This is a genomic window from Neobacillus solisequens, from assembly GCF_051233465.1.
GTDB lineage: Bacteria > Bacillota > Bacilli > Bacillales > Cytobacillaceae > Neobacillus.
In genome coordinates, this window is sequence record NZ_JBKFGJ010000011.1 from 151693 (window position 1) to 171244 (window position 19552).

General features: G+C 37.2%; 19 protein-coding genes. 12 read left to right on the top strand and 7 right to left on the bottom strand.

The window, feature by feature from the left end; genetic code table 11:
* The first annotated feature begins 28 nt into the window (after positions 1 to 28).
* From ACI3K6_RS12200 to ACI3K6_RS12230, 7 genes are all read left to right on the top strand, one after another.
* Positions 29 to 574 carry a helix-turn-helix domain-containing protein gene (locus ACI3K6_RS12200; protein WP_335478489.1) on the top strand — a complete coding sequence of 182 codons (546 nt, stop codon included), beginning with the start codon at positions 29 to 31 and terminating at the stop codon, positions 572 to 574.
* Between the two features lie 67 nt (positions 575 to 641).
* Complete coding sequence (locus tag ACI3K6_RS12205) at positions 642 to 1640, top strand: ABC transporter ATP-binding protein (RefSeq protein WP_435555047.1); 999 nt, start codon at positions 642 to 644, stop codon at positions 1638 to 1640.
* Positions 1627 to 2631 (top strand): ABC transporter ATP-binding protein, encoded by a 1005-nt coding sequence (locus ACI3K6_RS12210; protein WP_435555242.1) that lies wholly within the window; start codon positions 1627 to 1629, stop codon positions 2629 to 2631. The genes ACI3K6_RS12205 and ACI3K6_RS12210 overlap by 14 nt, the downstream gene beginning before the upstream one ends.
* A gap of 34 nt (positions 2632 to 2665) precedes the next feature.
* Positions 2666 to 4267, top strand: a complete 1602-nt coding sequence (locus tag ACI3K6_RS12215) for an ABC transporter substrate-binding protein (RefSeq protein ID WP_435555048.1) — start codon at positions 2666 to 2668, stop codon at positions 4265 to 4267.
* A 133-nt stretch (positions 4268 to 4400) separates the two neighbouring features.
* Entirely contained in the window at positions 4401 to 5414 is a 1014-nt protein-coding gene (locus ACI3K6_RS12220) for an ABC transporter permease (RefSeq protein ID WP_435555049.1), read from the top strand.
* Entirely contained in the window at positions 5414 to 6247 is an 834-nt protein-coding gene (locus ACI3K6_RS12225; protein ID WP_335478480.1) for an ABC transporter permease, read from the top strand. Before ACI3K6_RS12220 ends, ACI3K6_RS12225 begins: the two co-directional genes overlap by 1 nt.
* A 13-nt stretch (positions 6248 to 6260) precedes the next feature.
* Positions 6261 to 6599 (top strand): cupin domain-containing protein, encoded by a 339-nt coding sequence (locus tag ACI3K6_RS12230; RefSeq protein ID WP_435555050.1) that lies wholly within the window; start codon positions 6261 to 6263, stop codon positions 6597 to 6599.
* Positions 6600 to 6860: 261 nt separating this feature from the next.
* Here the strand turns inward: ACI3K6_RS12230 and ACI3K6_RS12235 are convergent, their stop codons facing one another.
* The 5 genes from ACI3K6_RS12235 to ACI3K6_RS12255 form a co-directional block, all read right to left on the bottom strand.
* The gene (locus ACI3K6_RS12235) at positions 6861 to 7559 is read right to left on the bottom strand and encodes an ABC transporter ATP-binding protein (protein ID WP_435555051.1); all 699 of its coding nucleotides are present in this window, start codon (positions 7557 to 7559) and stop codon (positions 6861 to 6863) included.
* A gap of 1 nt (position 7560) precedes the next feature.
* Positions 7561 to 8598 carry an ABC transporter permease gene (locus ACI3K6_RS12240; protein WP_435555052.1) on the bottom strand — a complete coding sequence of 346 codons (1038 nt, stop codon included), beginning with the start codon at positions 8596 to 8598 and terminating at the stop codon, positions 7561 to 7563.
* Positions 8599 to 8938: 340 nt separating this feature from the next.
* The gene (locus ACI3K6_RS12245; RefSeq protein ID WP_435555054.1) at positions 8939 to 9913 is read right to left on the bottom strand and encodes a tRNA dihydrouridine synthase; all 975 of its coding nucleotides are present in this window, start codon (positions 9911 to 9913) and stop codon (positions 8939 to 8941) included.
* A 431-nt stretch (positions 9914 to 10344) separates the two neighbouring features.
* Positions 10345 to 11679: a RidA family protein gene (locus tag ACI3K6_RS12250; RefSeq protein ID WP_435555055.1), complete on the bottom strand. Its 1335-nt coding sequence runs from the start codon at positions 11677 to 11679 to the stop codon at positions 10345 to 10347.
* Between the two features lie 534 nt (positions 11680 to 12213).
* Positions 12214 to 14010 carry a PhoX family protein gene (locus ACI3K6_RS12255; protein WP_435555056.1) on the bottom strand — a complete coding sequence of 599 codons (1797 nt, stop codon included), beginning with the start codon at positions 14008 to 14010 and terminating at the stop codon, positions 12214 to 12216.
* Positions 14011 to 14328: 318 nt separating this feature from the next.
* Between ACI3K6_RS12255 and ACI3K6_RS12260 the strand changes: the two genes are divergently transcribed.
* Positions 14329 to 14832, top strand: a complete 504-nt coding sequence (locus tag ACI3K6_RS12260; protein ID WP_435555057.1) for a DUF6773 family protein — start codon at positions 14329 to 14331, stop codon at positions 14830 to 14832.
* A 10-nt stretch (positions 14833 to 14842) separates the two neighbouring features.
* Positions 14843 to 15043, top strand: coding sequence for a helix-turn-helix transcriptional regulator (locus ACI3K6_RS12265; RefSeq protein WP_435555058.1), 201 nt, complete (start codon positions 14843 to 14845; stop codon positions 15041 to 15043).
* 217 nt (positions 15044 to 15260) lie between these two features.
* Here ACI3K6_RS12265 and ACI3K6_RS12270 read toward each other — a convergent pair whose 3' ends face one another.
* Positions 15261 to 15584: a helix-turn-helix domain-containing protein gene (locus tag ACI3K6_RS12270; protein ID WP_335478461.1), complete on the bottom strand. Its 324-nt coding sequence runs from the start codon at positions 15582 to 15584 to the stop codon at positions 15261 to 15263.
* Positions 15585 to 15652: 68 nt separating this feature from the next.
* Positions 15653 to 16558 carry a LysR family transcriptional regulator gene (locus ACI3K6_RS12275; RefSeq protein ID WP_435555059.1) on the bottom strand — a complete coding sequence of 302 codons (906 nt, stop codon included), beginning with the start codon at positions 16556 to 16558 and terminating at the stop codon, positions 15653 to 15655.
* A 232-nt stretch (positions 16559 to 16790) separates the two neighbouring features.
* On the opposite strand from ACI3K6_RS12275, the gene ACI3K6_RS12280 reads away from it, so the two are divergent.
* The 3 genes from ACI3K6_RS12280 to ACI3K6_RS12290 all read left to right on the top strand — a co-directional run bounded on the left by ACI3K6_RS12280 (position 16791) and on the right by ACI3K6_RS12290 (position 19502).
* Positions 16791 to 17324 carry a cupin domain-containing protein gene (locus ACI3K6_RS12280; protein ID WP_435555060.1) on the top strand — a complete coding sequence of 178 codons (534 nt, stop codon included), beginning with the start codon at positions 16791 to 16793 and terminating at the stop codon, positions 17322 to 17324.
* A gap of 143 nt (positions 17325 to 17467) precedes the next feature.
* Entirely contained in the window at positions 17468 to 18265 is a 798-nt protein-coding gene (locus ACI3K6_RS12285; protein WP_435555061.1) for a dihydrodipicolinate synthase family protein, read from the top strand.
* A 661-nt stretch (positions 18266 to 18926) separates the two neighbouring features.
* The gene (locus ACI3K6_RS12290; protein ID WP_435555062.1) at positions 18927 to 19502 is read left to right on the top strand and encodes a TetR-like C-terminal domain-containing protein; all 576 of its coding nucleotides are present in this window, start codon (positions 18927 to 18929) and stop codon (positions 19500 to 19502) included.
* Positions 19503 to 19552: the final 50 nt, after the last annotated feature.

Genomic DNA, 19552 nt, shown 5'->3' on the forward strand with positions numbered 1-19552 from the left:
TTCCTCATTAAAAGAAAGGAATTAAGTGATGGAAGAAATTTTTCAGAAAATAAAGCAATTACGACTGGAACAAGGTATGACTTTAAAGGACTTAAGTGAAAAGACTGAGCTGTCTGTTAGTTTTTTATCCCAAATAGAGAGGGGAGCATCCTCACTCGCGATCACATCATTAAAAAAAATTGCTGACGCTTTTGGAGTAAAAATGATCCATTTCTTCGAAGAGACGGAAAGTTTAAATTACGCCGTAAAAAAACAAGATCAAAAGCCATTTAAAATAGAAAGTTCTAACTCTACTTATATTCGGTTAAGCAATAATTTTACAGATAGAAAAATAGAGCCCTTTCTCGTAACAATAAAGCCGCATCAAAAAGAAGATGAACCATTTAAACACCCTGGTGAAGAATTTTATTATGTTTTAAAAGGGGCAGTATTATTCACTGTGGATGAGACGGAATATTTTTTGCGAGAAGGTGAAGCAATTCACTTCCCTTCTACTCTTCCCCATATATGGGAGAACCCATTCGATCAGGAAACGATATTACTATCCGTCATCACTCCCGTTATTTTTAGCTAAACTAATTTATCCCCCTAGCCCCTATACTTAATCATTTTTAATTATACATTTGAAAAAGGTGAAGCTTATGACATTACTAAAAGTAGAAGATTTGACCATTGCTTTTAAGTCGCGCCAGGGTGTTGTCAAAGCAGTGGATCATTTAAGCCTAGAATTAGAGCAAGGTAGTTCCTTAGGAATCGTAGGTGAAAGTGGTAGTGGCAAGAGTGTTACCTCCCTCTCCATAATGGGACTTTTGCAAAATGCTAACGCTGATATAACAGGAAATATTGTTTTGGATGGTGTAGATTTATTAAGACTTTCACAAAAGGATATGCGGAAAATTAGAGGAAAGTCTGTATCAATGATATTTCAAGAACCGATGACATCTCTTAATCCTCTACATACATGTGGCAAGCAGATCATGGAGCCTATCCTTATTCACCAAAAAGACGTAAGCAAGCAAGATGCAAGGAATATGGCAATGGAGATGCTGAGATTGGTAGGAATTCCTTCCCCCGAACAGAGATTTCATGAATATCCACATCAGATGTCTGGCGGAATGCGACAAAGAATCATGATTGCCATTGCGTTAGCCTGTCATACTAAACTATTAATTGCGGATGAGCCTACTACTGCCTTAGATGTTACGATCCAGGCACAAATTCTAGATTTAATGACCAGTCTAAAGAAAAAGAGAAATTTGAGTATTATCATGATCACCCATGATCTAGGTGTAGTAAAAGAGATGTGTGAAAAAGTGGTCGTCATGTATACTGGCCAAATAGTTGAAAAAAGCCCAACTGAGTTAGTGTTTACTGATCCCCTTCATCCATATACACAGGGATTGCTAAATGCCATACCGAAAATTTCGAATAAGGTAGATAGACTTGAGGCGATTGAAGGAACGGTTCCTGATGCATTGAATATGCCAAGTGGTTGCAGCTTTCATCCTCGTTGCAAATACGCAACAGAGAAATGCAAACTGGAAGCACCTCCATTATTTAAACAAGAAGATGGCCGTGAAGTAAGATGCTTTATTTATGACGTAACAAAAGAGGTTGATGATGTACATGCCACAAAATGATATTAATCTTCTTGCACCGGCATCAAAGGGTAAATCCTCAGTAAACATTTTAGAGGTTTCACACTTAAAGAAGACCTTTCATATTAAAAATCCGGATGGAAAAAAAGGCTTGCTTAGAGCAGTAGATGATATCTCTTTTACGATTAAAAAGGGCGAAACATTTAGTCTTGTTGGTGAAAGTGGATGTGGTAAAAGTACGCTAGGTAGGACACTACTTGGTCTTTATGCGCCAGATCATGGCTCTAAAATTATGTTTAATGATGAGGATATTACCAATCTTTCAAGATCCAAGCGAAAAAATTTCACCAAGAAGGCACAGCTGATTTTTCAAGATCCATCTGCTTGCTTAAATCCACGTAGAACCATCAAACAAATTTTATTAGAACCATTCAAAATTCATAAAATGGAAAATGCTGAAGCGAAAATAACCGAACTGATGGATATGGTCGGTCTAGCCAATCGTTTTTTAGATAGATATCCCCATGAAATGTCAGGTGGGCAGAAACAAAGGGTGGGTATCGCTAGAGCATTGGCACTCGGTCCAGAACTTATTGTGTGTGACGAACCTGTTTCGGCTTTGGATGTTTCGATACAAGCACAGGTAGTGAACTTACTAGTAGATCTGCAGAAACAATTGAACCTTACCTATCTATTTATCTCACATGATCTAAGCGTGGTTCACCATATAAGTGATCGTGTTGCCGTTATGTATCTTGGTAAAATCGTTGAGCTTTCAACTCGCGATGAACTATACGAAAAACCGCAACACCCCTATACAAAGGCACTTCTCTCATCTATTCCAGATGCAGGCGGGGATCCTCGTGAAAAGATCATTCTTACAGGGGATGTGCCAAGCCCATCTAATCCCCCATCCGGATGTCGGTTTCATACAAGATGCCCTGCTGTGATGGATATTTGCAAAACAGAGGTACCAGATTTTATTCAAACAAGTAGTAACCATTTTGTTGCATGTCATTTGTGTACAAAGTGATTCTATAAATTTTTATAAGAAGGGGTTTGGGAGGATGAAAAAAGTTGCTTTACTGGCCATAACATTCATGTTGGCTCTATCTCTAATTGCATGTAGTAAGAAGCAAGGAAACAGCACGACAACTGGGGGTACATCATCTTCCAGTACTGATACGATCGTTATTGGGGTAGCATCAGATTGGAAAACAATGGATCCAGCACGTGCTTATGAAGTGTACGGAAATTTCTATTTTTATGCAACATACGAGAATTTATATATGGTAGAAGGTTCTGATCTCACACCAAAGCCAGCCCTTGCTAAAGATTACACTGTAGATGATTCAGGTCTTGTGTATACATTCACGCTTGACGTGGGACATAAATTTTCAAGCGGAAATCCTGTAACGGCAAATGATGTTGTATTCAGTATTAATCGCACAAAAAATTTAAAAGGGAATGCTGCTGCACTTGCAGAAGGCGTTGCAAAAGTAGAAGCAAAAGATGACAAAACGGTTGCTATTACACTTAAAGAAAAGGATGCATCCTTTCTTGCAAAAATCACAAATAATGCCTTTGCCATTCTTGATAGTAAAGTTGTGAAAGAAAAAGGTGGTTTTGATGCAGAGGATGCCAGCACAGCAGATAAAGCCTCTACATATCTGGACGGTGCATCAGCTGGTAGCGGTCCATATGTATTGAAGAAGTGGACTGCCAATACAGAAATGGTTCTTGAGAAGAATCCAAATTATAAGGGTACTGTTCATGCAAATAAAATAATCATCAAGGAAATGCCGGATCCAAACACCCAAATTCAAGCGCTTGAAAATGGTGATATTGATGTAGCATTAAGCGTTGGACCTGACCAAGTGAAAAGCATTACAGCTGGTGGAAAAGGAAAGGTTGTTTCCGCACCTACTTCAACCATTTCATTTTTACTAATGAATAATAAGCCTGAAATCGGTAAAGAAATGGCAAATCCATTTGTGCAACAAGCTGTCCGATATGCACTTGACTATAAGGGATTCCAACAATTAGCAGGTGATGGGGCACTGCTGCCATTATCCTTTGTTCAAAAAGGGTTTGTTGGTGCTAAATCAAGACCCGCTAATTATCAAAACATAGAAAAGGCAAAGGACTTGATGAAACAAGCAGGCTATGAGAAAGGCTTCACAGTACCTCTAACTGCCGCTAACTTTGATTCTGAAGGACTTTCATGGGTCACAATCGCTGAAAAAGTAAAAGAGGATCTTGCAAAAATTAATATCAAAGTAGAAATTAAAACTGGAGAAATTGGCGTGGTAATCGATGATTATAGAAATGGGAAAAGCCCATTCCTAGTCATGCACTGGTCGCCTGACTACTATGATTTAAGCAACCAATTAGCTTTTGTTCCAGGCGATATTGTAGGAAAACGAGCGAACTGGGAACCTAAAGATAATGCTGAATTAGTAAGTCTGGCAGAGCAAGCGAAGGTGGAAATTGACGAAACAAAACGTGCAGAGATTTCTGGTAAGATGCAAGACATTATGGCCGAGAATAGCCCATATGCCTTCTTAGTACAGCACCCTAAATCATTTGCTGTTAGCTCCAGACTTGAAGGTGTTGCTTATAATGATCTTTGTAAGTTACATTTAAACGATTTAAAACTCTCTAAATAATCTTAAAAAAATCACCGGAAGCTATCCGTAGGTAGGCAACTACCTACGGATGGTATTCAATATTTAATTTTGATTTTTACTATTATTTGAGATTTATCTGTGAGTGGTTATTTAGTCTGGAGTGTGATCCAATTTGCTTAGATTTATTGGTAGACGTCTATTGTTTCTACTTTTCTTATTATTTGGTGTGGCACTTTTTGTTTTTATACTTTCTCATTTAGTGCCAAGTGATCCGGTGGCTGCGAATTTAAGCCAAAGTGCAATGAGCAATCCTGAAATTGTCGCAGCTTTTAAAGAAAAATGGGGGCTAGATCGGTCGCTGTTTAGTCAATTAATTCTGTACTTTCAACACTTACTCACTGGAGATTTAGGTACCTCCATTCGAACTGGCAACCCTGTGTTAGATGACTTAAGGCAGTTCTTCCCTGCAACCTTTGAACTATCTATAGTAGCTATGGTCATTGCCTTAGTTCTTGGGATTCTATTTGGAATCATCTCTGCCATTTATCGAAATAAGGCAATTGACCATGTTATTCGTACTGTTTCTATTAGTGGGGTTTCCCTACCAAGCTTTTGGTTTGCTTTAATTATGCTCAATATTTTCACTTCGATCTTAGGCCTTACACCAGGACCAGGACGGATTGATTCACGAGCATCCACTCCAGAAGGGGGAACAGGGTTATTACTGATTGATTCGCTTATTAGTGGTGATTTTCAATTGTTTGGTGATGTCGCGATGCACTTGATTCTTCCAGGAACCGTACTGGGATTCTTTACAATGGGATTAATTGCTCGTCAAACAAGGTCCAACCTACTTGAAGTGATGTCAATGGATTATATTCGTACCGCTAGGTCAAAGGGTCAGAAAGAATCAGCGATCATCATTAAGCATGCCCTTTCCAATTCCATGATACCTGTTATTACAGTAGCTGGAATGGGATTTAGTAATCTGCTGGGTGGAATGGTACTGGTTGAGAACATTTTTGCATGGCCTGGAATTGGTCAATATGCTTATCTTTCCGCCGTTTCACTCGACTTCCCCGCCATATGCGGCGTCTCATTATTAATTGCATTTATTTATGTTGTTATCAATCTAATCATTGATATCCTTTATGGAGTGATTGATCCGAGAGTGAGGTATCGATAATGAGAACATTTAAATCTTTTATCTCTCAAAAAGGATTTCTTTTTAAACTTGGATTAATCATTTGTACATTATGGATTCTCGTTGCCATTTTTGCACCGTTAATCGCTACACATAGTACAACAGCTCAGAATCTATCCATTAGATACCTCTCTCCAAGCTCTTCACACTTTTTTGGAACTGACGAGTTGGGTCGTGATGTATTCTCAAGGGTCATGTATGGCTCCAGAATTTCTTTAACAGCAGGTATTATTACGGTTATTAGTGCTTTTGCCTTCGGTATCCTATTTGGGGGAATAGCGGGATATAAGGGTGGATTAGTGGACGAAGTAATGATGCGTTTCTCAGAGCTCATCATGGCATTTCCACCACTTATTTTGGCGATGGTAATCGCTGCTGCACTTGGACCAAGCATCCTAAACTCGGTCCTTGCAATGGCCATTATCTGGTGGCCAAATTATGCGAGATTGATGCGTTCAATGGTGATTTCCTTAAAAGAAAGCGAGTATGTTACTGCTTCTCGAGTTATGGGTGCTTCCCATATTCGAATTCTATTTTTAGAAATTTTACCGAATAGCTTTGGTCCATTATTGGTTATGGCAACACTTGATCTTGGGAATGCCATTTTGATGTTCTCAGGACTAAGTTTTCTTGGACTAGGAACCCAACCTCCTACACCTGAGTGGGGCTCAATGGTATCAAGCGGGGCAAAAGTTATTCAAAATTGGTGGGTGTCAACCTTCCCAGGTCTAGCCATTTTCTCCATTTCATTAGGTGCTAACTTTGTAGGAGATGGTTTACGAGACTTTCTAGATCCTAAACTCAAAAAAGAATAGGTGGGAAAAAGAATTGGAAAAACTCAATATTAATCAAGTAGAGTCTATTGGCATGCCACTATATGAAATGAAAAAACTATTCATCAAGGAAGGTGATTTTAAAGAAGTGAGCATGAGTGTCATTTCGCTAACACCTGGCGAACGCATTCCAGCCGTTGGCTTAAGCTGCCACGATGAGGATGAGTACTCCTATATTTTCAGTGGAGAAGTCCATACATATTGTAATGGTGAATACAGTGTGGAAAAGGCTGGAGATGCAACATTGATTTCAGCTGGTGAAGAGCACTGGTGTATTAATAATGGCAGTGAACCTTGTATGCTCGTTTGCTTTATGGTTAAAAAAGCAGAATAGTATAACGTTTTCCTCCTCTACTTTACTATTTACTCTTTTAAAATAGACTTCAACTGTGAAACCATTTGAAATTCCTTACCGAACTCACAAGTGATAAAGCCAATTATTAATATTTAGATGACCATAAAAAAAGAATTTCCTCCATATCGTAAAGGAAATTCTTTTTTTATTAAATTGTTTTCCAGCTAACTCTCAACTATATTTTTTTATAATTTTAGTCAATTCCTTCTTGCCATAATCTCCCCTATGAGTTTCAACAATTTATATTACTTTTTTCTCTAGCTCTTTTTGCAAAATCTGACCATCACTCATTTTAATGATATGATCAGCAAATGAAAGCATTTCTTCGTCATGTGTAACCATTAATGTGGCAATATTGAGTGTCTTTGTTAAATTACTGATTAAAGTCATTACATCTTTTGACCTTTTTGAATCCAAGCTTGCGGTAGGTTCATCTGCAAAAAGCACCTTCGGTTTGTGAATAATGGCTCGGGCAATGGCAACCCGCTGTTTTTCACCGCCTGACAATGAAGAGGGATAAGCATTTTTTCGATGATCCATTTCTACTAATTTAAGGATATTATCAATTTCTTTCTTCTGTTCCCGTTTTTTAAGTTTTGATTCAGATACATCCAACATAAGTAACAGTTGCTCTTCTACTGTCAGAAAAGGCACCAGATGGGCAAATTGAAAGACAAAACCAAATTGATGCGCCCGGATTTGCCGAATTTGTTCGGAATTCATAGCCGTCATGTCCTTTCCTTCGAAGATGATTTGTCCATCTGATGCGGGCTGAAGTCCTGCCGCTATGGTTAGAAGCGTGCTTTTACCCGATCCAGATGCCCCTACTAATGCGGTTACTTCACCTTCTCTAATAGAAAGGTTCACTCCTTTTAGAATTTCTTCCATTTCCTCTCCATTTTTAAAAGATTTTTTAACATTATCTATTGTAAATAACATCTTAAACCTCTCCTTGTTGAATAGCTTGTAATGGTTGAACGGTTTTAACTTGTATACCGGAAAGCGTTGCACCAATGAATCCTATAATTAGAAAGACTAACGACAATTGAACCGTTGTATCAGTGGTTAAACTAAAAGGAATTCCTTTAGGTGCTACTCTATTAAAAATTTGGCTCAGTAAAATGGAAATACTAAGTGCAATGCCGGTAATAAGGGCCATTTGCGTCCACATTATTTTAAATAGTGTGGTTGTTTTTACTCCAATCGCTTTAAGAATACCGTATAAACCCATTTTTTGAACATTCATCATGTAGAAAAAGATGGCAAACAACATTCCGCTAATGACAACTAAAAACCAAATAATCATGTTAAGTGACATCTGTTCTGCTTTATAACTCGAAATGGTATTAAGGAATTGATTATTCGAAAAGGATTGCATCCCTGCGATTGTTGGTGTTTCTGCATCCCCTTTTGGTATAAAAATTAACTGCATATCGCTGGTTCGATATAATTCTTTATAATCTTTCATGTTGATGTAGGCTACAGGAGCATGGCTGTATTTACTTTGTTTTACAAAACCTTTTACGATAAACTTACCGTTGTATTGTTTATTGGTTAAAGTATCTCCAATCTTGATACCATCGTCTTTCAATGTACTGTCAAGTACAATTTCACCTTTTTTAACATTCTCAAACCACTTAGATTTAGTTGCCGTTACAAATGCAACACTTCTCTGCTTACCATCTCGACCATCCAAAAATCCCATTTGAATAGAAAATGCCATCGCATTTTTTTGTTTGCTTAATATTTGGTTTTGGACCCTACTGTCTATACTTGACATGTTATAGGTCTGATTGGCTTCCTTCGTCATATAAAATTGTCCATCTGGCAAATCTTTTATTAATCCAGCACTGTCATGTGATAATCCATTTGCTAAACCGGATATGATAAACGTTAATAAACTAACAAGAAAAACAATCGAACCTAAAATTAAAAATCTTGCTTTATTTTTCTTTATTTCTTTCCATGCTATGTTCATCTTGATTCCTCCATTCCTTATTACACCCTTAGTTTAATGACGGTATGTGAACGGAAAATGAATAGAAAATTACATTTTATGTGATAGCCAACTATTTAAATCAATGCTAGGCAATCTCCTGAGGTTTAGCGCTTTTGTCGGCATTTTTAAAAAGAATTGTTTTGGAGGCTGAGGGGAAAATAAATAGACCATCAATTTTTGATGGTCTATTCCAGTAAATGTCATAAAAACGTTATATAACTTATGATTAGTCTTTGCTCAGTTGGATGTATATTAATCGTTTAGGATCTATTTTAAAATTTATTTTTACAAAAGACTTAAATGTTGTAGTTGCCTTTCTTTAAAATGTCCCATCAATATTTTTCTCAAAGTTATCTAGCATCTCACGCACTTCATCTGTTGATTTCGTGTTCATCAATCGATTTCTTAATTCAGCAGCTCTAGGGAATCCTTTGACATAAATTTTGAAAAAGCGATGAAGCCCTGTGATTGAACGCGGCAGTACATCTGCATATCGATCTTGAAGATCCAGCTGCAGTCTTAAAAGATCCAGGTATTCTTTACTGCTATGCTCTTTTGGCTCTTTTTCAAAAGCAAAAGGATTTTTAAAAATCCCCCTCCCAATCATAACACCATCAATGCCATATTGTTCAGCAAGCTGCAGCCCTATTTGACGGTCAGGAATGTCTCCATTGATTGTTAGAAGCGTATCTGGTGCGATACGGTCACGTAATTTTTTGATTTCCGGAATTAGCTCCCAATGTGCATCTACTTCGCTCATTTCTTTTCTAGTACGTAAATGAATAGAAAGGTTCGCAATATCCTGTTTTAAAATATGCGTTAGCCACTCCTTCCACTCCTCAACCTCCTTATAGCCAAGTCGTGTTTTCACGCTGACAGGCAGGCCGCCTGTTTTTGCTGCTTGAATAAGTTTTGCCGCAACGTCTGGACGCAGAATAAGGCCACTACCTTTCCCTCTCGATGCCACATTCGGTACAGGGCAGCCCATATTAATATCAATTCCTTTAAATCCTAGCTCTGCCATGCCAATACTCATTTGGCGAAAATATTCGGGATTATCTCCCCAAATATGTGCCACTATTGGCTGTTCATCTTCTGTAAAAGTCAAACGGCCACGTACACTTTTCATGCCCTCTGGATGACAATAGCTATCCGAGTTTGTAAACTCTGTGAAAAAGACATCCGGTCGACCGGCTTCACTTACTACGTGACGAAAAACAACATCCGTCACATCTTCCATTGGTGCCAGTATAAAAAAAGGTCGTGGTAAATCACGCCAAAAATTTTCTATCATTTCAAATTCAAATCCTCTCATTATGGGATACCTAAGGTAAGCCCTTGTCACCCAAAATAAAAAGCAAGGATTCCCCTGCTTTTATTACACTTATCCTGTGCCTTAAGCACATTTTATCAAACTACATTTTAATATTAACAAATAAAAAGTGCAAAGAAAATTGGGTAAAATGAGGTAATTTGAAACACTATTACAGACTATGTATATACAGTCACTCAAGGTACAATGGCCATAAGCTAACCCAGTTTTTTAGTTATACCCAGAAACATAAAAACATCAAGATTTATACTATAATCGGCTAAAATCTCAATGCTTTTTCACCTGAAAAGTAGAAAAACGAAAACGGTCTCAATATTCAATTGAGACCGCTTCTTTAATGTTCACCGTTAGCATTTACAAGTAACATTAATAGTTCGTATAATTACAAACTATTATGCTTTTCTAGGTGTTCCTTCGGCATTCGCTACAACTACATCGATTTGAATTAAAGCGTCTTGAGGTAAAGCTGATACGCCAACTGTTCTACGTGCAGGAACTCCACCTGGGAAGAATGTTGTGTAAACTTCGTCTACCGCATCAATATCTGCAATATTTTTAAGGAAGATATTGACTTTAACCACATCGTCCATAACGTGATCGATACTTTCTACAATCGCCTTGATATTTTTCAAGCACTGTTCAGTTTGCTCTTTTACTCCACCAGCTAGCATTTCACCAGTTTTCGGGTCTAAAGGTAATTGAGCTGAAAGGTGATTGTAATGAGAGAACGCTACAGTCTGTGTAGACAAAGAACTCTTTGGTGCATTGTCAGTATTGTTCGCCCATATAACGATACCATGTCTGTCTTCAACAGCTTGTGGAGGTGTACCATCTCCGTGTGATACCACTGCTTCGATTTGTACCAATGCATCCATCGGTAAAGCAGAAGCTGCAATTGTTGTCCGAGCAGGGACATAGGCTACGGCTCTAGCGATCGCTGAGTCTGGGAAAAATGTTGTATAAACTTCGTTTACGGCTTCAATATCTGAAAGGTCTTTAAGGAAAATATTAATTTTAACAATATCGTCAAACGGAACGTCGATACTTTCTAAGATTGCCTTGATATTCTTTAAGCACTGAGCAGCCTGTTCCTTTACACCGCCAACTACTAATTTACCAGATTTCGGATCAATCGGTAATTGAGCTGAAAGGTTATTGTAATGAGAAAAAGCTACAGTTTGTGTAGAAAGAGGACTTGTTGGCGCATTTGCCGTGTTATTTGTAAGCTTGATAAGGTCCCCTGCTTGTGGTGCGTTTGGAATTGTACCTTCACCGTTTGTAACAAGTGCTTCAATTTGCACCAAAGCATCCATCGGTAAAGCTGCAACTGCTACAGTTGTACGTGTTGGAACATAAGTTGTGAAGAATGTTTTGTAAACTTCGTCTACTGCATCAACATCTTTGATATTCTTAACGAATACTGTGATTCTAACAATATCACTCATAACATGGTCGATGCTTTCAACAATTGCCTTGATATTTTTCAAGCACTGTTCAGCCTGCTCCTTTACACCGCCAGCTACCAAATTACCAGTTTTCGGATCGATTGGTAATTGAGCTGAAAGATTGTTGTAATGAGAGAAAGCCACTGTTTGCGAAAATGGACCAATAGCCATTGGAGCATTTTCCGTATTTCTTCCTAGTACTGCGTTAAAGCCGGTCATGATTGTATTCTCCTTTAAATATATTAATAGGGGAATCGTAATCCACCACGCAGGTAAAGTCAATCAAGTTCATTGATTCGTCAAACTCTTTAATTATAACAATGAATACGTTCTCATACCCTCTTGAAATAAACTATAAAAACTTGATATAATCTATGGGAATTTTTGTTGATGTAAGTCTTTTTAATCCCATCCCCTCTATTTTTAATAAATTGGCTATGTTAAAGAATACTGTTGATTTTAAACCCTGTTGATAGGAGCGGAAGGCACGAAGACTCCTCGAAAATGCTAACGCATTTCCTTCGTGCGTGGGCGAATTCTAGGAAGAAAATCAATGTCCTGTGGGAGTATGGTTCTGGAGAGACCCCGCAGGCGCAAGCGCCGAGGAGGCTCGCCGAAACGCCCACTAACCGCAAGTGCCTGGAGCGGAAATCAACATACAAGTTTAACAGAGCCAATAAATAAAGAGTTCTCTATTTTTAGAGGGAGTAGATTCATCTGAACTAGACATATATAGCACTTGGTGGATTTAATCGCAAAAAGGCTGCCAAACTCACAAAGGGGCAGTCTTGCATACAAGACTGCCCTAAATGTTATTTATTTGGTGTTTTTTCCCTTTTGGTCTACTTCCAAAGAGGGAAGCCCAGAAATGTACCCTACATAGCCTGGATTTTGTGAACTGTTCATGAGATAAGTGTGACCATCCAAATTTCCCACCATTTGTAAGCCCGTGGATTCCCCGCCGTCTGGAACTGATAGAATTCGGGAAAGCTTTTTACTGTCTACATTGTAAGCCCACGTATAATTATTTACATGGTGACTCGAATCTTCAGCAATAAATAAAGTTCTCATTTCTTGAGAATAGACAATGTTATCCGGGTTGGCAATCTTGTCATCGTTAGCAGTGTTCCCATTTTGATCTGGAGAAACTAAATCCTCACCCATTACAAGACCTTCCATACTGACAGGCACATAATGACTGTCAATTTTTTCGCCATCATTTGTTTTCCGATTTGGTTTGAAGGAAACCTCATAAACACCGCCTGCACTAATTTTTGGTAATTGAATATCATCAGCAGGTGCGGTCGGTTCAGTAAGCATGGTGTTTTCCTGATAGGAGATGGCCACGTATGCCTTATTGTCTTTTTCGTTAAAATCGAGACCTTCCATCTTATTAAATTCTACGGTTCCACCAACGTACGCCGTATAGCGGTGGGTTTCTAAGAAAGCAGCTGCTTTTTCCATTCCCGGCTTCACTTTCAACCATTCCACTTTCTTTCCATTGGCAGATGTTTTGACTGGCTTGTATCCTTCTGTTTGCCCTTTATCAGCATCATTGGTGACGTCGAAAATATCGCTGAATTTAAGGGTATCAGCCATTTTTTGAATTTCTGCATCTGTTGCATGACCTAGCTTAATCCATTCCAGATTGGCCGAACCGCCATTATCTGTCCCCGTCTGAATCCACTTTGCAGCATATAAAGTACCATCTGATAAATCTTTTTCCTTGTCAGCCACATACATGAAGAACCCGCCAGGATTACTATCAATTCCATAAATCACTGTTCGATTATCGGGCATCACTTTCACCCGCTCGAATGCCATACGTCCCATGCTGTAATGCTTTACAACACTTGTATCCCCTTTTGCATTTACAGTCACTTCCGGGACATGGCCATAATAATAAGGATTTCCTACAAGTGTTGGATCGTTATAGTAGTTTTGCATATACTTGGTTACCGATGATGTTTTTGGATTCGCCTCATGTGCCCTTGCATCAGGATCGGTCTCTTCTGAACCAAGATGCGTATTCCAAGGGGTCAACAATCCTGCACAAGGTTTCCAAATGCCGTGAACGGAAGAAAAATCAATGGGTTGATTATCAACAACTGTAAGTTCGCCCGTTTCCGGATCCATTTTTACAGTACTTAGACTCATCGTTCCCGGGTTTTCCAGCCCATTCTGATTCTTAGGCATGGATTCATAGTGGTTAATTAAATAATAGGTGTTTGCTGGTAACCCAGGCACCTTCATTAAACTATTCATGTCAGGAGCAGTTGATGTATAAGGGGTACCATCTGGCTTGGTCATAATTTCATGATTTGCATTCATGGTCACACCTGCAGTTTTGCCATTGATCATGTCACCCGGTCTGAACAATGTTTTATAGCTTAGAGGTAGTTTTTTCTTGCTTCCATTCACATATGTAACTTCTACAGAAGCCTTTGAATATATAAGATTATTTTTCTCATCAGCCGTCTTTGGTGCATCCATTCCAATAAACTCTACCGATTTGATCTTCTGTGGTTGAGAAGGTGCTGCTAAAACAGAACCGACCGAAGTAAGTAAGACAGATGCTGCCAGTGTAGGTATTAGGTACTTTTTCAAATTCACTTCACTCCTAATTTATCGTTTTTCCAATCATTTACTTCTCTTTGATTATAGAAGACTATTATTAATCACCAGTTAAATAGTGGTAAACCCAATGTAAAGGTTTCATAAAACTTTTTGTCTTTTACATTACAAGCACCATTTATAAAGAACTACAAAAAAATTCCCGCATGTGTAGTTTGCATCTATCAACGTTTAGGGTGTCGAAGAGTTCTAATTTAATGTGATGACTAATATTTTTTCCATAATGCAATATATATATTGCATTATGTAAATTATATCATATAATTAAAATGAGATTAAAATGGAGGCTGATTGGAAATGAAATTGTTTAAACGTACAGCTACCGATGAGCGTATTGAAAATATCCGCAACAAAATTTTTAAAGAAATGTACTATCTGATTATGGTCATTTGTCTTGTAAGTATCGGGATAAAAGTTGCCAACCATGGTTTTGAACTTAAGTTGATGATTTTAGAATTAGTCATTCTTTTCCTTGGGGGGGTCTATTTTTTAATTAGGAGTATTTTCTTAGGGGTTTATTGGGATGAAGTTGAGATGCATGATCGTATGAATAAAACAACAATGGGAACAAAGACCGTTTGGTCCAGTATTGGTTTAGCATTAGTTATTGCTATCATATTTGGAGTGAATAGTGCTGTATCATACGCCAACGGCACTACTCAAGGTTTATGGTACTTTATACTCGTTTTATTTGTTTCAATAATGATCTATTTGCCCATTTTTCTTCTCCTTTTTGGCGGTGTCCACTTGTTGGCAAAAAAAATAAGTCTTAAAAATCGTGACGATGAGAACAAGTTGTAGGTAAATTCCCATGAAAAATATGAAATTAAAGCTAGCAAGAGTTGAGAAAGAGTTGTCGCAGGAAGAACTAGCCAAAACTGTTAGTGTTTCTAGACAAACGATTGGCTTGATTGAATCTGGAAAATACAATCCCTCCTTAAGTCTGTGCATTAAAATCTGCAAAGCCCTCTCCTGCACATTAAATGATTTGTTTTGGGATGAAGACAATTAGCGATTTTTAACCTCTTCACTGTATATAACCTGCTGGATGTGTCAGGTGCTATGTTAGTCTCTCATTAGCGCCTGATGCTGAATCATTTTTTTGGAAAACTCTATCTGTAATTTTAATTAGAACAACAAAAAAGGGCATCTCGCAAGTGCCCTTTTTATATATCCAACTACTTCCACGACATTATACTAAGATAAAATATACTGTGTTCCTATAAAAATTATTGGACAGTAATGGAGTCTTTACTTCTTAACCATCTATCAATTGCACTTTTTGAGTAATAATATCTATGTCCAATTTTAATATAAGGTATTTCGCTCGTTATAACCCCTTCAGTATTTGATACTGGACCCAATTTTTGAATTTCTTTTACACTTAAACCGAGATACTTTGCTAACTCTGATTGTGTAAGTAATTGATGTTGAATCGGCATATTTAAAGGAGTCTTTTTTTCATTTTTCAACCCATTTGCTATTAAAATGCTGCCGATTAACAAACAAATTCCTAAACTAATAATTGATAATGCTATAAAATTATTTTTCATACTTCCACCCCTTTAATAACTATTGAAGAATAGTAAATAACCATAATTTTTTATATTTTTCGTAATCACTACATTCCAATAGTCTGATTTAAATGAAGTGAAGCCTCTTTTAACGTATTAATAAAAATACGTGTCGCAACACTCAGGTATTTATCTTTCCTGTAGATAATTCCTATATCACGGGCAAGGTTACCATTTTGAATAGGAATAATTCTGATACCAGGATGGTTAAGGTACTCTAAGTAAGGTCTCGGTAATATAGTTACCCCGACCCTATCGATCACCATATTTATTAAAGATTGCATGGTTGTAATTTCAAAGACCGGTTCTGGAATAAAGCCCATGTCTTTACAAGCTTTATTAATAAGTTGTCTTATAAAATATTGTTCAGGAAGTAAGATGGAAGGTGTTGTTTGCAAGACTTCTATACTTAACGTACTTTGTTTCTCTAACGGGTGTCCAACAGGCACTGCAAACGCCATTTCTTCTGTATATAAGGGGATGGTTTCCAATTCATCCCTTTTCATAGGTAAAAAAACAATCCCCATATCCAACTTATTTTCTAACAGTTGTTTATGAATATCCCCAGTACGTAATCCAAACACAGATATCTTAACACCAGGATATAAATGATGAAAATTACGTAATATGGGTGGAATGAGGTAATTTTCAACGGTTAATAAGGTGCCTATAGAAATGGTTCCTCTTTGAAGTCCGTTTAGTTCATTTATTGAGGTTTTTGCCTGTTCTAGTTCATGAAAAATGTTACGTGTATATTTCAGGAGTAATTCCCCTGATTCTGTAAGAGCCGTCTTTTTACCAATACGATCAAATAAAGGTGTGCCAATTTCATGTTCTAATAAACGAATTTGTTGACTTAAAGAAGGTTGAGAAATCCCTACCTTTTCTGCTGCTCTAGTAAAATGTAATTCTTGACACACAGCGTAAAAATATTCAAGTTGTCTTAACTCCATTCTATACCTCCTGATTTAAACAATTTTCATTTTTGAAATTCATTAACATCCTATTTTCATAGGAATCTTATAAACAGTTTGAGTTCCTAACCATAATATCATAGGTAAAACCTATGGTTATTATATTAACAATTGAATTGAACTATCGATTGACCTATCCTAGACTATTAGTTACACAGGAACCCAAGTAAGGTCTCTAAACTGTGTAAAACATTTAGTGGAGAGTGATAGTATGTGTAGTCAAAGAACAGAGATTATTAAGTACAGTGAGTTCTTAAGAAAGAGTAGAAAGCCTGCCGTTCGAGCTTGTTCATGGAAATGGAAAGACATTTATCCATTACTCAATGAATCAGTATCGGAAGACTTTCTTGAAAGTGGGCGTGGAACATTGTCACTTATTCATCATGATACAGGAGAGGCGTATGGAACTTCCTCAACTATGAACGTAGTCGTCCAAATTTTTAAACCTGGTGAACATAACAAAGCTCATCGTCATACAAATGTAGCTCTAAATCTAGTTTTTCAGGGAGAGGGTTATAGTATCGTGGATGGAGAAAAGATTGAATGGGAAAAAGGTGATCTATTCTTAGCTCCTCCTTGGTCTGCTCATGAGCATTGCAACACTTCCCAAACAGAGGATGCTATTCTTTACACATTTCAAGATGTACCGGTACTTACTTCGATGGGCACTTGGTTTTTAGAGGAACCAGTGGGCAGTGACCCTCGCCACATAGTCAAACCTGCTATACAAACAAAGACTAACTAAAAAATAGTAACTAATCCTTTTGGTCTGTAAGAATGTTAACAACTCTTAAATAACATAAACATAGAACAATTTAGTCATTCAAATCATTCAACCTCATGTACAAATTAGTTCTTGTAATGTATACACATTGGAGGAAATAACTGATGAAAAATTTTAATGTAGCTATTCCAACTCCCTTTCGTGATGATGAGAATTTATATCTAGAAGGGTTTAATCCCATTGTTGAACATTTAACAGATAACGGGGTTGATTCATTACTTGTATCTGCTACGACAGGGGAACAAAATTCAATGAGCATTGAAGAGCGGATCCAAATTATTAATTATTTTAATCAACAAAAGTTTGAAAATGTTGAACTGATGTTTGGCGTATCAGCTACAAGAACTAGAGATGCAATAAGACTAATTAAAAAGCTTGAGGAATCTGTTTTTGATGCTATTCTGATTCAGTTTCCACCTTACATTCAGCCGACACAACTGCAAGCTATTTCTTATATCAATGAGATGCTACAGCATACCACCAAAAACGTTGTCCTTTATAATAACCCTTTCCGAACAGGATTTGAGCTAAGTGCAGAATCATTAATGACAATTATTAATCAGAAGCATTCTAACCTTGTAGGGCTTAAAGAAGAGAGTGATGCGAAACGTCACCAAAATACTGACTTACCAGATAATTTTATCATGTTCGCTGGTGGAGATGTAAATCTTACGGAAAAGATCATGAATGGATGTAATGGACTTTCTAGTATGGTAGGAAATGTTTATCCACAAGAAATCAAACAAATTTTTAATGACTTATTAATGCATAAACCAGTTGACCTTTGGAAGATCAACCAATTAATTAGTGAAGTTACAAGTGGTCAAACCATTATTAACATAAAAAACCACTATAATTCTATCGGTATAAAAGTAGGGACTTGTCGTTCTCCTATTAACTGACTTGAAAATTAAATTCGCCTCAAAACGAAAAGTAGCCCCAAGAAATACTTTTTTAAAAAAAGTTGGGCCTTCTGACGATCTTCATAAAATTCATTGGGCGATTAAGATTGGACTCTTCCTTCCTAACAAACTAAGAGTGGCTGGCACAACAACCAAAAAACAATAATCCACATGAGTGCCTCCTCTATAGGGCACGCCAGTCGCTTCTATCCCAAGTTCGTTGGAGTCAGACTAACAGATGGGCTCTATTGCATAATAGTGTATCGACCCTGTTCGCCAGCCATTAAGACATTTTAGATGAAGCACCTTTTTGCACTGTATGGTTGGTTAACGGGGGTATAAGTTTAACACGAAAAGGTTGCTGCAGCAGCCTTTTTTTATTCTACTAACTAGCAGGATATATAAGTATAGTATTCCAAAAACAATATTATTCTCCGATTTACCTGTTTAACCATATGCATTCTATGAAATTTTCCCGCTTGTAAAACGGCATGCTAGTTGAAAAAGTTTCATAAATACACTATTAAATTATGTTAAAATATGGATAAAATATTTTATTCTATATAGAAAAAACGGAGCTCAAAAAGCTGGAGCTTGTTAAAGCCTGTAACTTACATTGTGAAAACTAATTATTAATTTGTCCTTGATTGGGGGAATATTTTTGGCACAAACCACTAAAAAAGCACTTGCTGCATCCCTAAAAAAACTATTAGCAAAAAAGAACCTCGAAAAGATTACTATCACTGATATCACAACCGACTGCGAAGTGAATAGACAAACATTTTATTACCACTTTAAGGATATCTATGATCTCGTTGAATGGATTTATACAAATGAAGCCTCAAAGGCCCTTGGAAATAAAAAGACTTATGATACATGGCAACAGGGTTTTAGGGAGATTTTTGTATATTTGCTTGAAAACCAGGATTTTGTAAAGAATACATATCATTCCCTTAGTCGAGAATACTTGGAAAACTTTCTTTATAACGAAACCTATAATCTTCTAATTGCGGTTGTAAAAGAGAAAGCTGCTGGCATGTCAGTTAGGGAAAAAGATCAGGCATTTATTGCTCACTTTTATAAATATGCCTTTACAGGGCTCATGGTTGACTGGATTGGCAAAGGTATGCGGGAAGACCCGTCAACTATTATAGAGCAAATAAGCATTCTAACACGTGGTGATATTATTAAGGCACTTGAAAATTTCAGGACAGATAATAGTTTTAGACAATCATAGCCTTCTGTATAAAATTTAGACACAGCACCTTTATTGTCAATTGTAGGGAT